At 33.6% G+C, this 19,576-nt stretch carries 19 protein-coding genes; 5 read left to right on the top strand and 14 right to left on the bottom strand.

Annotation, left to right across the window (positions count from 1 at the left end; genetic code table 11):
• The first annotated feature begins 56 nt into the window (after positions 1-56).
• Entirely contained in the window at positions 57-1,853 is a 1,797-nt protein-coding gene (gene lepA / locus GUU89_RS05095) for a translation elongation factor 4 (RefSeq protein ID WP_162126913.1), read from the top strand.
• 105 nt (positions 1,854-1,958) lie between these two features.
• Positions 1,959-3,005 (top strand): thiamine-phosphate kinase, encoded by a 1,047-nt coding sequence (thiL, locus tag GUU89_RS05100; RefSeq protein ID WP_162126914.1) that lies wholly within the window; start codon positions 1,959-1,961, stop codon positions 3,003-3,005.
• Between the two features lie 186 nt (positions 3,006-3,191).
• On the opposite strand, the gene GUU89_RS05105 is transcribed toward thiL, so the two are convergent.
• The 13 genes from GUU89_RS05105 to GUU89_RS05165 all read right to left on the bottom strand — a co-directional run bounded on the left by GUU89_RS05105 (position 3,192) and on the right by GUU89_RS05165 (position 15,906).
• Entirely contained in the window at positions 3,192-3,665 is a 474-nt protein-coding gene (locus GUU89_RS05105) for a DNA-binding response regulator (RefSeq protein ID WP_235921985.1), read from the bottom strand.
• 237 nt (positions 3,666-3,902) lie between these two features.
• A complete protein-coding gene (locus GUU89_RS05110) occupies positions 3,903-4,976 on the bottom strand; it encodes a sensor histidine kinase (protein WP_162126915.1) in 1,074 nt (357 codons plus the stop codon).
• Positions 4,973-5,179, bottom strand: coding sequence for a hypothetical protein (locus tag GUU89_RS15405; protein WP_162126916.1), 207 nt, complete (start codon positions 5,177-5,179; stop codon positions 4,973-4,975). Before GUU89_RS15405 ends, GUU89_RS05110 begins: the two co-directional genes overlap by 4 nt.
• A 35-nt stretch (positions 5,180-5,214) precedes the next feature.
• Positions 5,215-5,901, bottom strand: a complete 687-nt coding sequence (locus tag GUU89_RS05120; RefSeq protein ID WP_162126917.1) for a hypothetical protein — start codon at positions 5,899-5,901, stop codon at positions 5,215-5,217.
• Between the two features lie 103 nt (positions 5,902-6,004).
• Positions 6,005-6,262 (bottom strand): hypothetical protein, encoded by a 258-nt coding sequence (locus tag GUU89_RS05125; RefSeq protein ID WP_162126918.1) that lies wholly within the window; start codon positions 6,260-6,262, stop codon positions 6,005-6,007.
• Positions 6,263-6,591: 329 nt separating this feature from the next.
• Positions 6,592-7,143 (bottom strand): sensor histidine kinase, encoded by a 552-nt coding sequence (locus tag GUU89_RS05130; RefSeq protein WP_162126919.1) that lies wholly within the window; start codon positions 7,141-7,143, stop codon positions 6,592-6,594.
• Entirely contained in the window at positions 7,140-8,618 is a 1,479-nt protein-coding gene (locus GUU89_RS05135) for a tetratricopeptide repeat protein (protein WP_162126920.1), read from the bottom strand. The genes GUU89_RS05130 and GUU89_RS05135 overlap by 4 nt, the downstream gene beginning before the upstream one ends.
• A 211-nt stretch (positions 8,619-8,829) precedes the next feature.
• Positions 8,830-9,207 carry a hypothetical protein gene (locus tag GUU89_RS05140; protein WP_162126921.1) on the bottom strand — a complete coding sequence of 126 codons (378 nt, stop codon included), beginning with the start codon at positions 9,205-9,207 and terminating at the stop codon, positions 8,830-8,832.
• 481 nt (positions 9,208-9,688) lie between these two features.
• A complete protein-coding gene (locus tag GUU89_RS05145) occupies positions 9,689-10,228 on the bottom strand; it encodes a response regulator (protein WP_162126922.1) in 540 nt (179 codons plus the stop codon).
• 32 nt (positions 10,229-10,260) lie between these two features.
• On the bottom strand, positions 10,261-11,151 hold the full coding sequence (locus GUU89_RS05150; protein WP_162126923.1) for a LytR/AlgR family response regulator transcription factor: 891 nt from the start codon (positions 11,149-11,151) through the stop codon (positions 10,261-10,263).
• A 334-nt stretch (positions 11,152-11,485) separates the two neighbouring features.
• Complete coding sequence (locus tag GUU89_RS05155) at positions 11,486-13,051, bottom strand: DUF6770 family protein (protein WP_162126924.1); 1,566 nt, start codon at positions 13,049-13,051, stop codon at positions 11,486-11,488.
• A 12-nt stretch (positions 13,052-13,063) separates the two neighbouring features.
• A complete protein-coding gene (locus GUU89_RS05160) occupies positions 13,064-14,371 on the bottom strand; it encodes a M48 family metalloprotease (RefSeq protein WP_162126925.1) in 1,308 nt (435 codons plus the stop codon).
• Positions 14,365-15,906 (bottom strand): glycine--tRNA ligase, encoded by a 1,542-nt coding sequence (locus tag GUU89_RS05165; protein WP_162126926.1) that lies wholly within the window; start codon positions 15,904-15,906, stop codon positions 14,365-14,367. The genes GUU89_RS05160 and GUU89_RS05165 overlap by 7 nt, the downstream gene beginning before the upstream one ends.
• A 97-nt stretch (positions 15,907-16,003) precedes the next feature.
• Between GUU89_RS05165 and GUU89_RS05170 the strand changes: the two genes are divergently transcribed.
• From GUU89_RS05170 to GUU89_RS05180, 3 genes are all read left to right on the top strand, one after another.
• Positions 16,004-16,687 (top strand): ComF family protein, encoded by a 684-nt coding sequence (locus GUU89_RS05170; protein ID WP_162126927.1) that lies wholly within the window; start codon positions 16,004-16,006, stop codon positions 16,685-16,687.
• Between the two features lie 75 nt (positions 16,688-16,762).
• Positions 16,763-17,116 carry a hypothetical protein gene (locus GUU89_RS05175; RefSeq protein WP_162126928.1) on the top strand — a complete coding sequence of 118 codons (354 nt, stop codon included), beginning with the start codon at positions 16,763-16,765 and terminating at the stop codon, positions 17,114-17,116.
• Positions 17,117-17,206: 90 nt separating this feature from the next.
• The gene (locus GUU89_RS05180) at positions 17,207-18,808 is read left to right on the top strand and encodes an Ig-like domain-containing protein (RefSeq protein ID WP_162126929.1); all 1,602 of its coding nucleotides are present in this window, start codon (positions 17,207-17,209) and stop codon (positions 18,806-18,808) included.
• Here the strand turns inward: GUU89_RS05180 and GUU89_RS05185 are convergent.
• Positions 18,805-19,575, bottom strand: a complete 771-nt coding sequence (locus GUU89_RS05185) for a nitrilase family protein (RefSeq protein WP_162126930.1) — start codon at positions 19,573-19,575, stop codon at positions 18,805-18,807. The two genes, GUU89_RS05180 and GUU89_RS05185, sit on opposite strands and share 4 nt — an antisense overlap.
• Position 19,576: the final 1 nt, after the last annotated feature.

Genomic DNA, 19,576 nt, shown 5'->3' on the forward strand with positions numbered 1-19,576 from the left:
TATTTGCCGATTAAATGCGAAAGCGTTTTTAGCCCAAAAATTGACAGATACAGAAGATGAAGCATATTAGAAATTTTTGCATTATTGCACACATTGACCACGGAAAAAGTACCCTTGCGGATAGACTTCTTAGTGCTACTCAAACCGTTACCGCTCGTGAAGAGAAGGCCCAATTGCTTGACAATATGGACTTGGAGCGCGAGCGTGGGATTACCATTAAGAGTCACGCCATTCAGATGGAATACAAATACAAAGGAGAGGACTATATTCTGAATCTTATAGATACTCCGGGACACGTAGATTTTTCGTATGAAGTTTCGCGTTCGATTGCCGCTTGTGAAGGAGCTTTGTTAATTGTGGATGCCGCTCAAAGCATACAGGCACAGACGATTTCAAATTTATATTTGGCTTTAGAAAATGACTTGGAAATTATTCCGGTATTGAATAAAGTGGATTTGCCGAGCGCGAATCCGGAAGAAGTTAGTGATGATATCATTGATTTATTAGGATGTAAAATGGAAGATATTATTCACGCTTCAGGTAAAACCGGTTTTGGAGTGGAGAATATTTTAGCCGCTATTATTGAAAAAATTCCGGCACCAAAAGGAAATAAAGACGAACCTTTACAGGCTTTGATATTTGATTCACACTATAATCCTTTCCGTGGAATTGAGGTTATTTTCCGTGTGAAAAACGGTGAAATCAAAAAGGGGCAAAAAATTAAGTTCATGGCTACCGGAAATGAATATTTTGCTGATGAAGTAGGAACGTTGAAGTTAAACCAGGTTCCGAAAAATGTGATTTCTACAGGAGATGTGGGTTATTTAATTTCGGGAATTAAGGAGGCGAAAGAAGTAAAGGTTGGGGATACCTTAACCGATGCCAAAACGCCAACCACAAATATGATTACAGGATTTGAGGATGTAAAGCCAATGGTTTTTGCCGGAATTTATCCTGTAGACACTGAAGATTATGAAGATTTGCGTGCTTCGATGGAGAAACTGCAATTGAATGACGCTTCTTTGGTGTTTACGCCTGAAAGTTCTGCCGCTCTTGGTTTTGGTTTCCGTTGTGGATTCTTAGGAATGTTGCATTTGGAAATTATTCAGGAACGATTGGAGCGCGAATATGATATGACCGTGATTACTACGGTTCCCAACGTTTCTTATTTGGCCTACACCAAAAAAGAACCGGAAGTTGGTTTTGTGGTAAACAATCCGTCCGATTTGCCGGAACCATCTAAATTAGACCGAGTGGAGGAGCCTTTTATAAAAGCTACTATCATTACCAAAGCTGATTATGTTGGAAATGTAATGAGTTTGTGTATTGAAAAACGTGGTGTTATCACGAATCAAACGTATTTAACTACGGAAAGAGTAGAATTGAACTTTGATATGCCTTTGGCAGAGATTGTATTCGATTTTTATGATAGATTGAAGACTGTTTCCAAAGGATATGCCTCATTTGACTATTCTCCAATTGGAATGCGTTCTTCCAAATTAGTAAAATTGGATGTTTTATTAAATGCCCAATCGGTGGATGCTCTTTCGGCTTTAATTCACGAGAGTAATGCTTATAATATTGGTAAAAAAATGTGTGAGAAGTTGCGTGAATTGATTCCGAGACAACAGTTTGATATTCCGATTCAGGCAGCAATTGGTGCTAAAATCATTGCGCGTGAAACGATAAAAGCCTTGAGAAAAGATGTTACCGCCAAATGTTACGGTGGGGATATTTCGCGTAAGCGTAAATTGTTGGAAAAACAGAAAAAAGGAAAGAAAAGAATGCGTTTGGTAGGAAATGTAGAAATTCCGCAAGAAGCTTTTATGGCGGTTCTGAAACTAAACGATTAATTTCAAATAAAAATACAGACAAACCCAATGGCGAAAGTTGTTGGGTTTTTTATTTAGCATTAACCACAGCAACTTTGTAACTTTGCAACCTAAAATTGAGCAACTATGTTAGAAGATAAAACGCCGCAGCGCACCTCACTTTCCCAACTTGGCGAATTTGGTTTGATTGATCATTTGACCAAAAACTTTGATGTTAAACAGCCTTCTACTATAAAAAGTATTGGCGATGACGCCGCTGTCTTGGATTTTGCAGCTAAAAAAGCAGTAGTTTCAACCGATTTATTGATTGAAGGCGTGCATTTTGATTTATCGTATATGCCGTTGCGTCATTTGGGTTATAAAGCCGTTGTGGTGAATGTTTCCGACATCTGTGCTATGAATGCTAAACCCACTCAGATAACGGTTTCTGTAGCGGTTTCTAATCGTTTTCCGTTGGAAGCTTTGGAAGAACTATTTGATGGTATTGCTTTGGCGGCAAAATTCTATAACGTTGATGTTATTGGAGGTGATACTACTTCGTCGCAAAAAGGATTGATTATTTCAATCACAGCGATTGGCGAAGCAAATGCAGAAGATATTGTTTATAGAAATGGTGCCAAAGAGGGTGACTTATTAGTGGTTACCGGAGATTTAGGTTCGGCTTATATGGGTTTACAAATTTTAGAAAGAGAGAAACAAGTCTTTCAGGTTAATCCGAACAACCAACCTGATTTAGATGCTTATACTTATCTAATTGAGCGTCAGTTAAAGCCTGAAGCAAGACATGATATTAGAGATTTATTGGAAAAACTAGAAGTAAAACCCACTGCTATGATTGATATTTCGGACGGGTTGTCTTCGGAGATTATTCATATTTGCAAGCAGAGTAAAGTAGGTTGTAATTTATACGAAGAAAAAATTCCGGTAGATCCTCAGTTTATTAATGTATGTGAGGAATTTAATATTGATTCTACTACAGTTGCTATTAATGGTGGTGAGGATTATGAGTTGTTGTTTACCATAGCTTTAGAAGATTTTGATAAAATTAAAGCTAATCCAAATTTCACAGTAATTGGTCATTTGACAAAAGAAAGTGAAGGCATTCATTTGATTACAAGAGCTAATACTAAAATTCCACTAAAAGCCCGTGGTTGGGATGCTATGGAAGCATAAAAAAGCGATACCGAAGTATCGCTTTCCCCCTAAGTCTTGTAAATCAAGGGGTAGTTTTTGAGTTATACTACCTCTTTTTAGAATCTACAAATACTAACCCTGAAATCATTCAGCTAAGGTAGTTATTGTAGATAAGGAGGTAATTACGGTTTCCCGCATATTTTGTTACGGTTTCCCGTAAAATCGTTAAATGACACCTTTATTCTTGGCTTCATTGATTAAATCAATATCGGTTCCTCCTTTTACTTCCAGTATTTCCCTGATGTTTAGTTTGCGTTTTTCAATAGCGCTCAAAGAAAGCGGAATATATTGTGGTAAATCTTTGGTTTTCACTCCTTTGGATAAATGAAAAAGAATCTGCTTGTCGAAAACATCTAATTCGATGTTATTGTATTGGGCTTGTCCGACTAATTTAATTACCGTTTGACTGTAATAGCTTTCGTTGTTGATGATTTTATCAAAAGCAAATAATAATTCATCAAAAGTTAAGTCGTTTTTGATAATTAAACCGCTTGGATTGATGTTTTTGATGATGTTGTTGATTTTAAGCAATTCAGTGTGCATGGTTAACAATATCACTTTGCAGTTGGGCATTTCTGTTTTGATTAACATGGCCAAATCTTCACCGGAGTAAATTCCTTTTTCGGCATATTCGGGCATACTGATATCAAAGAAAGCGATGTCAAATGGTTTAGGCTGGTCAACAATGTTTTCATAGCCGCTTTTGCAGTTATTGGCTTGTGTTATAACAAACTCAAAACCTTGCTGACTGTATTTGTTAATAGCGTTTTTGTAGGCTTCAATAATAAAGGGTGGTCATCTACTATTAAAATGTTGATTGGGCTTGTCATGCTTCTGTTATAATTAGTTGTTGTTTGGTTTCAATTGGTAAGGTGATTACAATTTTGGTTCCGTGGTCTTTTTAGAAGTTATATCAATAATTCCTTGGCAGTCGTGTGTTCTTGAAATCATGTTTTGCATCCCGATACCTTTGCTTTTTCTATTGACATCAAAACCAACACCATCGTCCTGGATTTTCAAGTATACATTTTCTTTATCTCCTTTTACTTCTACGTTGATGTTCTTGGCATTGGCATATTTATTAATATTCTGTAACCCTTCTTGTAATATACGGTACATGTTGATTTTAATATTATTACCTACTTTATCCCATTCAACATCATTGTCAATGGTATAAACCACATTAGCTTCATGAGATGTTTTTTGCTCTTCGAGTAAATTATGCACGATAGAAACAAAGTTATTAATTAAAACTTGTTTTTCTCTATTCAGATCGTGTGAAATTTCACGGATGTCCTGTTCAATGGTTTTTAATTCGTTTAATAATTCAAACCTTCTTTTGATAGCGTCTTCGTCATTATTGTGATTTAAACTGTCTAAGTTTAAGCGAAGCCCAAACATTCGTCCTAATACACCATCATGCAGGTCTTGGGCCAATCGTTTCTTTTCTTTGTTACGACTTTCATCTATAATAGCCTGTTGCGACATCATAAGGTTATAAATGTCTTCGTTGGCTTTCTGCTGAGCTTGTTTGTATAACAGCTCTCTGGTACGCGCGCGCTGGGCTCTTACTACAAATAACAAGACTACTACAATAAACGATACCACAAAAAAGTAAAGCAGTTGTCTGTTTTTTTCGGCTAAACTGTCTTTTTCCTGTATGATTTCGTCGGTTTCGTATGCTATTCTTGCGAATTTATCTTTAGTGATTCTATCAGACTGTTGAATACTATCGTTAAGTTTTATGTATTCACTATAATAAAAAGACGATTTCTTTTTGTCAATTAGAGAAAGTTGTTTTAAGGCAGCTAAAACATCACCTGATGAGCTTAAACTTTTAGCTTGTTTTAAAGCATCGGTAGAGTATTGAATAGCTTTTGTTGTATCATTTTTTTGAGAAAAATATTCTGAAAGATGTATTTTGTTTATTATCCCAGTTGAAAGATTCAAACTATCAGCAATTTTATATGTTTTGATAAAAAGCCGGTATGCTTCTGCTTTTTTTGTAATTTGAAAAATGAGTAAGCTAAATTATCGTATAATTTTGTATATAACTCAGGATTATCAACAAATAGATTTTTTTCTTTAAGAGCTAAATTAAAGTTAGATATAGCCTCTTTGTGATTGTTTAGATTCTGATAAACAACCCCCAAGTTATTTAATGTGACTGCTCTGTTATGGTTGTTACCTATTTTTTTGTAGAAGCGACTTCTAATGCTTTTTTGTGATATATTATAGAGTTGGTATAGTTTTTTAATTCGTTAGAACTTACTGCAATATAATTATACGCGAAATACTCTTTCGAATAGTCTTTATATTTTGACAAGTATCTTAGTGATAAGATTGATGATTGTTCACAGCCAGAAAAATCTCCAATATTTACCTGGACATATGCTTTTTCTAAATAATTCCTTCCTAGATTTAAACTATCCTTTGTTTTATAAAAGAATTTTTCTGCTTTTACAAAATAGATATAAGAACTATCTATTTTACCAATATCAATATAATGATTTGCAAGTGCACTGTATGATTTAGCAATAGAAGAAGTGTCTTTTGCTGAAGATGATATATCAATTAAATAATTAACGCTATTTAAAAAATCTTTGTTTTGTTTTAAAGATTTAAAATTGGTAACCACTTTTAATAAATCAGCTCTGTTTTTTAAACTATTACTTTGAGATTTTAATATTAAAAAAGCTTTCCGGTTATTTTTTAGTTTTTCTTTAAATGATGTGTTAGTGTTTTGTTGCGACGACAGATAAAATGATAAGCTATCTTTAATAGGTGTTATGGTCGCCAACTTGTCGTTTTTATTTTTTGTACAATTAAATAAAAACAAAAAGAAAGGAATTAATATAAGTACTCTTTTTTTCAAAATATAAAAATGAATTGCTAAAGTACTAAAAGTAATATCAATAAAAAAAGACTTTCAAATATTTGAAAGTCTTTTTTTATGATTGTAAAGTGTATATTAATTTTTAGAATCTAGGTCTTGTTACTACCTGACCACCGATTTCAGATACTGGTCTAGTTACTACCTGACCACCGATTTCAGATACTGGTCTAGTTACTACTTGACCACCAATTTCATATGCTAAAGGTCTAGTTACTACTTGACCACCAATTTCAGCTACTGGTCTAGTTACTACTTGACCGCCAATTTCACTTGGTGTTGTGAACGACGTCACGATAAGCATTAAAGCTAATAATCCAAAAGTTGTTGCTAATTTTTTCATAATTTGAGACTTTTTATTGTTAATGTTTTTGTTTCGTTTTTGTGGTGTGTGCCTTAGAAATGATTTGAGGCTATTGCACTTTCACGATGTAAAACTAAAAAGGATGTCTCTGTGAAGCCCCATATATAAAGGTGTTTGTGGTAGAATGTACTCGTTTGATAGTGAATGGGGGTCAAATGCGAGTGGATGATTTTTGCAATTTTGGGGATTTTGTTAAGAATTAGCTTTGTTAGCCAGTAAGAGTTTTTATTTAATCTTATATTCTTAGTATGAGAAAGAATATAATTAACGCTTTGACAAATTTGAATTATGAAAATATAGTTGAAGTCCTATATTGGAATTGAAATGTTAATTGTGGTACTTTTATTTGAAATAGACCTAATGATAATTGTTCCATTTAGTTTTTTTACGCGTTGTTCGATATTCTGAATACCTATACCATCCCTTTTTTTCAGTGTGCAAAAACCTATTCCGTTATCTGTAATAGAAAGACAAATATTTTTTTCGTCTAAAACGATACTAATAATGGCTTTTTTTGCCTTTGAGTGTTTATTAATGTTATTACTTGCTTCTTGAATGATGCGATACAAATTCATTTTTATTTCACTTGAGATATTAACCCAATCGATTTCTTGATTAAGTTCCAAATAATAATTAGTTTCGTTGACTCTATTTTGTTCTTTAATAAAATCAAACAATAACTTGTAGTAACTATTTGATTTTTTAAACATATTTTGATTCATGTTGTGTGTAATACTCCTGATTTCTTGCTCTATTTTAAAAATATCAGCAACGTAACTGATGCATTTTTTGATAGTTTTCGGATCGTTTTTGTCAGATAGTATTGAAAGATTGAGTCGGGTACTGGTTAATTTATTCATGACACCGTCATGTAATTCTTGTGCGATTCTTTTTTTTCAGTTTGTCTTATTTCTTCTTCGTTTGTCTTTTGTATCAGCATCAATTGATAGATTTTTTCGTTTGCATCTTGATGTGACTGTAACAATTCAAGTTCTTTTCTCTTGGTATTTTGTCGATAAATTACAAACACTAAAAACAAAACAATTAAAACGCTTAATCCTATACTGGCAATTATCCAATTTTGTTTAAGAGCTGTTTCTTTTTGTTGTGTGATTTCTTCGGTTTCGAACTGAATTTTGTAATATTGATTTCGGGCATTTCTTTCATCAAAAAGTAAGCTGTCATTTTTTTGATGATATTCCTTAATATATTGAGGTGCTTTTTTGCTGTTTATTGCTCCCGCATTACTTAATGCTGTCAGATAGTAATATGGTGCTTTCGCTTCTTTAGCTAATCGTAAAGCTTTTTCTGAGTATTGAATGGCTTTTAGAGTGTCTTTTTTAAGAAAAAAATATTCAGATAAATAAATATTGCTAACTGATTGCTCATTTTTTATCCCTAACGAATTAAACAAACTATCGGTTTTAAAAAAGATGGAAGGGACATAATTGTAGTTTTTTGTTTTCAGATAACAGTATCCCATGTTGTTTTGCAAATACACAATTGTTAAAGGGTCTTTTTCTATTAATTTTTTGTCATTTAAGGCAAGTTTAAAAAATGAAATAGCTTTCTCATATTTTTTTAATTCTCTATATGCATTTCCGATATTATTTAAACAAGTAATTTTTGGGCAGTCATAAGGCATGTTTGGTACATTGTTGTTTTTTGCAAATTCTAATCCCTTTTGAAAAAAATAAATAGCTTTGTTATATTGCTTCATATTATGATAACAATTGCCAAGGTTAATAAAACAGCCATAAATGCTAAAATATTCTTTAGAGTTTTTGATTAAATGATAACCTTTTTTAGATGATAACTCAGAGCCTAAATAATCATCCATTTCAAATTGTACATAAGACTTGTTAAGATAGACTAGTCCTAATCCTAATTTATCATTTGTTTTTTTATAGAGCTTTTCTGCTTTGAGATAATAATAATATGAACTATCTAGAATATGTGTTTTTCTATAAAAACCAGCTTTATATCGATAATATCTAGCTAATCCTAAAGTGTCTTTGGTTTCAATACTTTTATGGAAATATAGGCTAGACACATTTTTGAACATATTCCATCTTTTTGTTGCCAAATAATTAAAAGCGATTGAATTCAAATAAAATTTCATTAAACTATCATCCCTCCTCAAGTCAACAAAAGACAAAGCTTTGTCATTGTATTTTGTTTTTATATCGAATGCCAATGTATCATTGCCGGCCAAATCCAAATACTTCTTGATAGAATCATTTTTTGAATCTAAAACACCTGTTTTAGTTTTTTGCTCACAACTATACAGGAATGTTATGAGTAGCAAACACAGTAAGGATAATTTTTTAATCATATTGCTGATTTGTTTAAAAAACAAAGTGAATTTTAACATAAAGGTTAAAACTCACTTTTATTAATTTTGTTATAAAGCCATCATCATAGCTTTGTCAAATTTATATTCTTTCTTTTTGTAAATTTCTTTGTCAAAACGTATGGTTTATTTTTTATTCAAACCTCTAAAATAAACAGAAAATAGATTGGATTCGTAAAACTATGTTTTACAACTACATATTTATTCCGTTTAATTGTGATATCAGTTTTTTTGCTGCATTAACAATAGTTTGACAAGAAGATTTAGTTATGCCGGTTACGGTGCTATTCTCAATTCCTTGAGAAAATGAAATCGATATTTCTACAGTTACCACACAGCTGTATTTATTATTGTCATCGTTTTTTGCATGTATGTCTTCTAAAATTTTATCTGAACATTCAACTAAATCCTTAAGAGTGCTAAACTTATACTTAGTTATCTCGTCATCCTGCTTTATGCTGATATAGGCATACTCAGTTTTCTCGCCGTTTACCGATTTAAAATCGTTCTGTGCATTTCCGTTAAATGAAAATAGAACACTGGTTAAGGAACCCAACAATAAATGTTTCATAGGCTTACGAATAATTTTCAATTAGTACAGCCCTGCTTCTTGTCGTCCAAAACATAAAAGCTAGGGCTGTATTTTTTGGGTTAGTTTAGTTTTCTTTACCTCTGCTTAATAACTAACCTCTAAAATAAACAGATAAATTTCTAATAATTTTGTCTTCAAAATACCACTTCTGAAAGACATCATAGTTGAGGGGTTAGTCTCCTTTTTTTACCGCATTATATAATGTTAAATATTTAACATCGTAAAAGTAAAAGAGGAATAATACATTTTGATACACTAAAAGTGTACATTTTGTTAAAATTTGATTTATTTGGAAGTGTTTTTGCGTTTTCTATCTCAAGATAGATAGAATAAAAATGGGAAAGTTATATTAAACCTTGTTTTCGAGCCTCTCTAAGAATGTCTTCATCAGTTCCTTTTTCTATATCAAAATATTCTTTGATTATAGACTTTCTCTTATCAATAGCACTTTTTGAAAGATTCAAATATTCAGGAAGGTTTTTAGTTTGAATTCCTTGTGCCAAAAGTAATATGATTTGACGATTGTAACTATCCCAAACTTTAGTGGTTTCAAGCATTTCTTTTTAAGATTTCGTATGGTTGAACTGTGATAATTCTCTCCTCTCACGATGGTGTCAAAAGCCATTAGAAGCTCCTCTGCCTGAAAATCACTTTTAACGAGTAATCCGTTAGGGTTATGTTCTCTTAAAATTTTTAATAGTAATAATGATTCTGAATGTGAGGTTAGGATAATTATTTTGGAATTTGGTAAGTGCTTTCTAATCAATGCCACTAAGTCTTCGCCGGAATGTAAATTTCTTTCTGGAAAAGGGGGTAAAGTAATGTCAAGCATCACTAAATCAAATGGAATTGAAGTGGTACTAATTACTGCATAGGCCATTTCACAATTAAATGCAGATACGGTTTTTACATCATAACCATAACGATTAAAAGATAAAATTGCCTTATAACCTTCAATAATTGGCGGGTGATCATCAACCATTAATACCTTTACTTCCATACTAAAGTTTTGGTAAATGTATTATTTTTCGTCTAAATTTCCAAATAGTTGCCGCCGGCTATTCTGTTGATAATCAAATCAACGTTGTCTTTATAGGATTTTGAGAAGGGAAGTTTGGTTGTAGAGTTTTTGATATAACATACGGTATTACCGGTATGAATACGAGAAACTTGGTCAACATTGATGATATAGCTGTTGTGAATTCGTAAGAATTGTGATTCGGGCAATACGGTTTCAAAATGTTTTAGGGTTTTGAAAGCGGTTATCATTTCGCCGTTGTTCAAATGAATGTCGGTAGAGTTGTTGTCGGCCTCAAAATATAGTATGTCGTCAGAATCAATATAACGGTAATCGCCATAGGACTTGATACAAATAATCAGCGACTGTTGTTTTTGTACCATCACAGGGCTATCGGTGGCCGGAACGGTTTTTACTGTAACATCGTGCTCGGTTTCTTCTTCTTTTTCGAGTGTTTCTGCTACCGTTTCATCTAACACCTCGAAAGTGGCTGCCGGATTTTTGACTTCCATGTGTGGCAAATCCGATTTGATGGCGCGGTCAAATTTGAGTATCGCTTTTCGAAAATCATTGATGTCTAATGGTTTCAATAAATAATCGATGACTTCGTATTTAAGCGCTTCATAGGCCAGTTCTTTTTTAGAAGTGGTAATGATAATCTTGGGAACCACACTTAAATAGCGGTATAGTTCATTGATAAGCGACAGGGCAAGATTGCTCTTTTTGTCGGAAGGATCAATTTCGAGAAAAACTAAATGGGGTTGGTGTTCCAGAATTAAATTCACGCCTTCATCATAACTATTGGCCGATGCCACAAACGACAAATTACGAAAACGCTCAGCAATGGCCTGAGTTTTCGTGACATCGTCTTGACTGTCATCAATAATAATATAGGTGTGGCTCATGAACGCTTTTCCGTTGATTTAGGGAAAGCATTATCAGTCAAATTTTGGGTAGTTTTGGGGAAAACTATTTTTTGTTTCGCGAAGATTATGATTAATACTTTCGCACAAAAATAAAAACGATTAACCGCCTTGATTTTCGTTATAACGAAAGTAGAATTTTGGGTGCTGAAAGGGTAAAATTGTTGACAGAAACGCTAATACTGTTAATATGTGCATTTTAGCTCGGATAATTCCTTACAAAAACAATAAAATCCAAATTCCGGAGAGAATTTGGATTTTATTGTTTTGATTGAACTAAAAATTTCCGGCACTAGTTACTTAAAAGCAGCATACTTTAATAGTTTATTTTTTCTAATCGCAGTTCCGATTTCTCTTTAGATTCTTTATTAAATTCTTCCTGTAAAAGAATATATCCGTTTTTTGCCTTTATGGGATAAATTTGCCCGTTTTGGGTGGTTAGTTGCATTTTTTGATAATCAAATTTACCATCAACATAGGTGATGATTCCTAAAGTCCAATTCGGGTTTCTTTTAGAAGATCCTTCTTTTTCATTATCGGCATAAAAATAGGCATAGTTGTCTTCTGATAGTTTTTGAGAAAAAAGAAAATCGAAGGCATTATATTTTTCAAGAGAATTTCCGTACCCATCTTTTATATTCACCGTGTTTTTAAATTTTTCAACTTTCTTGAAGTAGTTGACTTTCATCGTTGAATCAAATTCAAAAACGTAAGTGTCTAAAATTTTTGTTTTACTTCCTGATTCAAAGGATTCACCAATTATAACAGTCTTTCCTTCCTTAGTTGTTGTAAAATCCAGAAAGTGAATATATCCTCCGCCTTTTAGTTGGCCAAATTCATCTATTTCAATTTTATTACTCAAGTCAGACCATTTGAAAACGTTTCTGCTTACTTCTGCTCCTGTTTCCCGATTGATGACAATTTTGACATAGCCAAGTGATTTTTTTAACATAAAATAGCCTGTTTTATTACCTTCATAAAACTTGGCAAACAGAATTATTTTATCCTTTTCAAGAACAGTTTTCTTTAAATCATATATGTATTTATCATCTCCTAGTTGAATGTCATATTTGTTACGACCTGTTTTTACATCAAAAACAGTTAGCATGAGTTTTGGATTTTCTGAAGAAGCCTTTTCATAAAATCTTTTTTCAAAAACTAAATCTGAATCGTCACCATATTGGTAATCATATCGGTAAAAAGATTTGCCTTTTGGATCCTGATTGAACTTAAAACTCCATTTTTTATTCAGGTTTAAATCCAAATAATAAAATTCAGTTACGTCTTTATTTAAGTGTTTAAAATTGGTAAATGAAACGATATGAGTAGCGTTACGGTGGTTAAAGGCTATAAAACCCTTGCTGTCTGTAGGGAAAAAGTATTTTCCGCCATAATCAAATCTCAATTCTTCATCGGGGTGTACTTTTGCCTTAAAATCATTATCCATAATCATCAAATCAGACATTTTATAGTCTTTTAAATTTAAGGTCCTGTAATTAAAAATATCATCACTGATGACATTATATTCTTCGGTCTTAAATTTTTCTATAAAACTGATATATAAAAGATTGTTTTCTTTTTTCAAGTATTTAATGGTCAATTTTAAATTAACAAGGCTATTGTGGCTGTGCTTTTGTGTAAAACTGTTTGAGGCAATTTTATTTAAGTTCTTGTCTAACAAAACATATTCTAAATCATAAAGATACTTAGTGACGTCATCCTTTTTAAACAAGATAAAATAACCGTAAATATCTTCTCCGTTGTCTTCGTATATAATTTTAGAATCCATAAATTCTGAAGAAGATAATTGACTTAGTTTTGTTTCCTGTCCAAAAAACAAGGAAAAATTCAATAGAGATAAAATGATAAAGATGTTTTTCATGGCTTAGGATTCCTATTGTTTATAAATTTCGATAATGTTTTCGAGTTCTGCTTTTTTTAATTTTCTGATGAAAAACAGCAATCGATTGTAACTGGTGGAACGTTTTGGGTCTAAATTATCAAGATATTTTCCGAGAACATAGTTGTTTTGTGCTTCCTGAATCTTAATCAAATTATTGTAAACCATACTTTTTAAAAAACGGTTATCAGGTTCTTTTTTCAACAATAACAGTGTTTGGTACAATGAATTTCCGTAATCTTTACTAAAATGCAATCCCAGAACAACATCATATGTTGTTGCCTTTTTTAAGTTTTGATACTCTAAAGTAGACAAAACTACTTCGTCATCGGATTTTTGAGCATATTTTTTTAATGCTTCGATTCTATCTAAACAATCCGGATGCGTTTTAAGCGAATCTACCTGCCAAAATTTAATGGCTTTTTCATATTGGTAATTGTCAAATTCTGTGTTGGTAACCCATTCTTTTTTGAACGGTTGTCTTGATGAAGTAAAGAAATTTTCAAAATCTTTTTCGGTTACTGAATCCTTTTCAACATCTATTTCATCTAGTAATTTTAAGGCAGCTATAGCCTGTTTACCATGGGTTTTAAAGGCATTATTAAAATATACAAACCCTAATGAATCTGCCTGAATTTCTTTTTTTCTGCTCTCAGCCCTATCGCCATAAACCATTTTTTTAAGTGCTGAACGGGCTTTTTCGCCTTTATTGAATCTTTGACTATCTATGGTTCGGGTTGTTTTTCTTACTTGGTCTGATAGGTTGGTTTCCACTCTTTTTAGCAGGCTTGTTTTGGTATGATTTAGCATTTGATGTGCGATTTCATGACAAATTACAAATCCGAGCTGGTATTCATTTTCAAAAGCCTGAAGCAGTTTTAAATAAATAACAACAATGTCTTCTCCAAAGTTATAGGCATTGGATTCATTTCCTAATGCATATACCAGTTTTATATTGTGAATTTGGGGATTGGCTTTTTTGATTTTAACGAATAAACTATCTGCTAAGTCAGTGTATCTTTTATCGTTAATAAAAACGCCTTTTTTTATTTGATCTAAAAAAGTAGTTTTATTTTCCAGACAAATGGTTTCTATTTCTTTTCTTACCTTTCGATCTGCAATGTTCTTAATAAACAAATCGGTTTCAGCCGTTTTTGCCAGATAAAAAGCGGTGAAGTTTTTTCTAAAGTCATGATTGGTGGTGTCAATAACTTTTTCCTGTCCATAACTAACACTCACAAAGAATAAAACTAAAAAAGAATAGCTCTTTGTGAGGTTGTTTATGGCTTTTATTTTTAACATTTCATCAACCAGTTTCTAACCGAAACTTCTTCGTTGATAATGCTTCTCAATTCTCCGATTTTAACACGGTCTTGTTTCATTGAATCGCGGTGGCGGATGGTTACGGTTTCGTCTTCCAAAGTCTGGTGATCTACAGTAATACAGAAAGGAGTTCCCAATGCATCTTGTCTACGGTAGCGTCTTCCCACAGCATCTTTTTCGTCATAAGCCACGTTGAAATCCCATTTCAAATCTTCGATGATTTTTTGAGCTACTTCAGGTAAACCGTCTTTTTTCACCAAAGGTAAAACGGCTGCTTTTGTGGGTGCCAAAACGCTTGGTAAACTTAAAACCGTTCGGGTGGAACCGTCTTCCAAAGTTTCTTCTTTTAACGAAGTAGCAAAAACGGCCAAGAACATTCTGTCTAAACCAACTGAAGTTTCCACTACATACGGAACGTAGTTGGAATTGGTCTCATTGTCAAAATATTGCAGTTTCTTGCCTGAAAATTGTTCGTGTGCTTTTAAATCGAAATCGGTTCTCGAGTGAATACCTTCCAATTCTTTAAACCCAAATGGAAAATTAAATTCAATGTCCGCCGCTGCATTGGCATAATGGGCTAATTTTTCGTGGTCGTGGAAACGGTAATTTTGTTTGCCTAAACCAAGCGATAAATGCCAATTCAAACGGGTTTGTTTCCAGTATTCGTACCATTTCATTTCTTCACCCGGCTTCACGAAAAACTGCATTTCCATTTGTTCAAATTCGCGCATACGGAAAATGAACTGACGGGCTACAATTTCGTTACGGAACGCTTTCCCGGTTTGTGCAATTCCGAATGGAATCTTCATTCTTCCGGTTTTTTGTACGTTTAAGAAATTCACAAATATACCTTGTGCTGTTTCCGGACGCAGGTATAAATCCATGGCATTTTCTGCCGAAGCGCCTAGTTTTGTTCCAAACATCAAGTTGAATTGCTTCACATCCGTCCAGTTACGAGAACCGGTTTCCGGATCAGCAATTTCCAACTCTTCGATTAAAGCTTTTACGTCTTCTAAATCTCCTGAACCAAGTGAACGGCCCATTCTTTCGAGAATTTCTCTTTCTTTGGCAAGGTATTCCATCACACGCGGATTGGTCGTTTTGTATTGCTCTTCATCAAAAGAGTCACCAAAACGTTCACGTGCTTTTTCAATTTCTTTTTTGGCTTTGAGGTTTAATTTTTCGGCATAATCCTCAATTAAAACGTCAGCTCGGTATCTTTTTTTAGAGTCTTTGTTGTCAATCAATGGGTCGTTGAAGGCGTCAACGTGGCCCGAAGCTTTCCAAGTAGTTGGATGCATAAGGATTGCGGCATCTAACCCGACAATGTTTTCATGCATTTGCACCATGGCTTTCCACCAATATTCTCTAATGTTTTTCTTTAATTCTACTCCGTTTTGCGCATAGTCGTACACCGCGCTCAACCCGTCATATATTTCGCTTGACGGAAATATGAATCCGTACTCTTTTGCATGCGAAACGACGTTCTTAAATAAATCTTCTTGTTTTGCCATAATGCTGCAAAAATATAAAAACGGAATGTAAAAAAAGGGTTTTAAATCGTATTGAATACAATTTTTTTATAATTTTATGTAAGAAAATTATCTTTTTATGCTTCGCCATCTGTTGAATTTATTTTTTCCAAAGTCCTGTGCCGGATGTCATTCCTTTTTGTTGAGTGATGAAAAGGTCATTTGTACCCAATGTCGGCATGAAATTCCGCTGACGAATCATCATACTATTGAACATAACGAAGTCATGCAAAAATTTTATGGCAGAATTCCGTTGGAGTATGGTTCGGCGTTGTTTTATTTTCATAAAAAAGGCATTGTTCAGGAAATGATTCACCAATTGAAATACAAGGGCCATGAAGAAATCAGTGAAATGGTTGGGACTTGGTATGCCTCAGAATTGAAAGAATCGCAGGCTATCAAAAACATTGATTACATAATTCCGGTGCCGTTGCATAAAAAACGACTCAGGGAACGCGGTTATAATCAGGTGGAAGGTTTTGGTAAAGCCTTGTCAGCGCATCTTGGCATTCCGTATGATGACCAACTTTTATATCGAAAACTGCATACCAAAACGCAAACTAAAAAAGATCTTTTGGGTAGAGCCGATGTGATTTCCACTGTTTTTGACGTGGCGGTTTCCGAAGCTCATCATGGCAAACATTTTCTTTTGATTGATGATGTAATTACAACAGGTTCTACCCTCGAAGCTTGCAGCCGTGCCCTGCTGAAAATCCCAGATGTAAAAATCAGCATTGTCTGTATGGCGATGGCTCATAGTTAATTTGAAGTCAAAATACTAAAATACAGATTATTACGTTTTGTATATTATTAACCTTTCATCTTAAAATTGTGTACCATGAGAAAACTATTCTTATTATTAGCTATTGCGTTTTTATTTCAAAGTTGTTTTAGTTACAGAATTGATACAAAACCAACCGAAATGATTGTTGGTAAAACCTATAAAATTGAAACAAATCATAAAAAATTCAAAGCACGGGTTAAAAGCATCAACGACAGTGCTGTTGTTGTAATTAAGAGAAACTTTGATGAAAAGCAAATTCCTTTAAATGAAATCACATATGCTAAGAAAAAAAAGTTTTCAATAATCAAGACTGTATTAATTCCGACAGCAATTGCAGCAACAATCACAGGTTTTTTAATTGTGGCTTACAGTGGCCCTTCTATAGGACCAATAAATATGTTTAATTAATTTCACAACGATACTATTTGTTAAGTTTCCTTCAAAAGATTTCATTCACACTAAATATAATTGTTATTTTGTGCTTTGAAAATATGCTTTATGCCAAGAGTTAACGTTAAATATCTTTTACTGCTTTTAGTGTTGTCCATAATAGGTTGTGCAAAGCGCGGTACTATTACCGGCGGTGCCAAAGACACGATAGCTCCGGTTTTGAAAGCCAGTTTTCCTAAAAATCTTTCGACCAATTTTAACGGCAATGAAATCAAATTGGTTTTTGACGAATATGTAAAGCTGAAAAATATCAACAAGCAGCTGATTATTTCCCCACCAATGAAAAATCAGCCGGAAATTTTGCCATATACTGCGAGCAAAGTCATCACAATTAAAATTAAAGACACGTTACAGCCTAATACTACTTATAGTTTCAATTTTGGGCAAAGTATAGAAGACAATAATGAAGGCAATCCATTGTCGCAATACAAATTTGTCTTTTCAACGGGAAATGCTATAGATTCGTTAGCCTTGAATGTTAAAGTTAAAGATGCTTTGGAGAAGAAGGTTGATAATTTTGTTTCGGTTATGTTGTATGAAATCAATGAAAAATTCAATGATTCTACCATTTACAAAGAAACCCCGCGATACATCACCAATACTTTGGATAGTTTACAACAAGTAAAACTTGAAAATATCAAAGCAGGAAAATATCTTTTAGTGGCGTTGAAAGACAATGGAAACAACAAATACAATCCCAAATCGGATAAAATAGGGTTTCAAAAACAATACATTACCATTCCGAATGATACTATTTTTGAAGTAGAATTATTCAAAGAAACCCTTCCGTTTAATGCTATTAAACCAACACAAGCTTCTAACAACAGACTGCTGTTGGGCTATGAGGGCAAGCCAAAGGATGTAAAAGTTACGGTAAAAAATGGCGCCGAAGTCATTCCGTCATTGGTTACTGCTTTTCCTAAAAAAGATTCGCTTCAAATTTGGTTCAAACCGGTGAAAGTAGATTCGCTGCAGGTTGAAGTTCAAAACCAAAAAACAATCAAACCGTTTACCGTAAAAATAAAAAACCAAAAAGCAGATACTCTATCCGTGATTACCGATTTTAGTGGAATTCTTCCGCTTCGAGAACGATTTGCTTTGAACAGCACTACCCCGTTATTAAAATTTGACAAGTCAAAAATTACCATTTTTAACAAAGACTCGCTTGCCGTTCCGTTTGAGACTGAATACGATGAGTTTCATCAAAAATTCTATTTAAATTTTGCTAAAGAGCCCTTAGAAAAATATAAAATCACATTAATGCCTGGTGCGTTAGTTGATTTTTATGACATCCAAAACGATACTTTGAAATACAATATCAATACAAAAAATGCCTCTGATTACGGGAATTTGAAAGTTATTTTAGAAAATGTAAAACGTTTCCCTATACTGGTACAACTAACGGATAAAGACGGGAAAGTCAAAGCAACCGAGTACTCCGAAAAAAGCACCACCATTACCTTTGACGCTATAGAACCGGCTTTTTACACCTTGCGAATTGTTTATGATGACAATAAAAACAAGGAATGGGATCCCGGAAGTTTTATGGAAAAGCGCCAATCTGAAGAAGTGATTTATTTCCCGAAAGAAATTGATGTCCGGGCTAATTGGGACGTTGAACAACCATTTAATTTGGGAATTACGAATTAGGCATTACGAATTTTAAAATCGTCTTTATCTTCAAGAAAAGCCAATTTTTGTCGGGTTTCCAGCATTTTTTCTTTGTCAATATCTACAATGAAGACACCATCCGCTTCTTGTGGTTCCAAAATGTAATTCCCCAGAAAATCAACGGCTTGTGAGTGGCCAACGTATTCCAAATTATTGTTATCTGTACCCACACGGTTGACACCAACGGCGTAACACATGTTTTCCACAGCTCGTGCTTTTAATAAAATATCCCAGGCATTGACACGGGGTTTGGGCCAATTGGCGACATAAAGTAACAAATCGTAATTTTCTACATTTCGTGAAAAAACCGGAAAACGCAGGTCATAACAGATTAAGGGACAAATTTTAAATCCTTTGTATTCGATGATCAATTTTTCGGTTCCGGCGGTGTAGATTTTGTTTTCTCCGGCCAATGTGAACAAATGACGCTTGTCGTAAGTTTTGATTTCACCATCAGGAAAAATAAAAACCAAACGGTTGTAATATTTCTCATTTTCTTTAATAACTAAGCTTCCTGTAATAGCACAATCTTTTGCTTTGGCTAAGTGTTGCAACCAAGAAACCGTTTCTCCGTCCATGGTTTCAGCCACCATTTTCTGATTCATCGTAAAACCCGAAGAGAACATTTCGGGAAGCACAATCAAATCAACGTCTTCCATAAAACCGGTTATTTTTTGGGCCAAATGGCTGCGGTTTTCAGTTGGATTTTCCCAAGCCAGTGAGGTTTGTATTAAAGCTATTTTCATG

Source organism: Flavobacterium phycosphaerae (assembly GCF_010119235.1).
Lineage (GTDB): Bacteria > Bacteroidota > Bacteroidia > Flavobacteriales > Flavobacteriaceae > Flavobacterium > Flavobacterium phycosphaerae.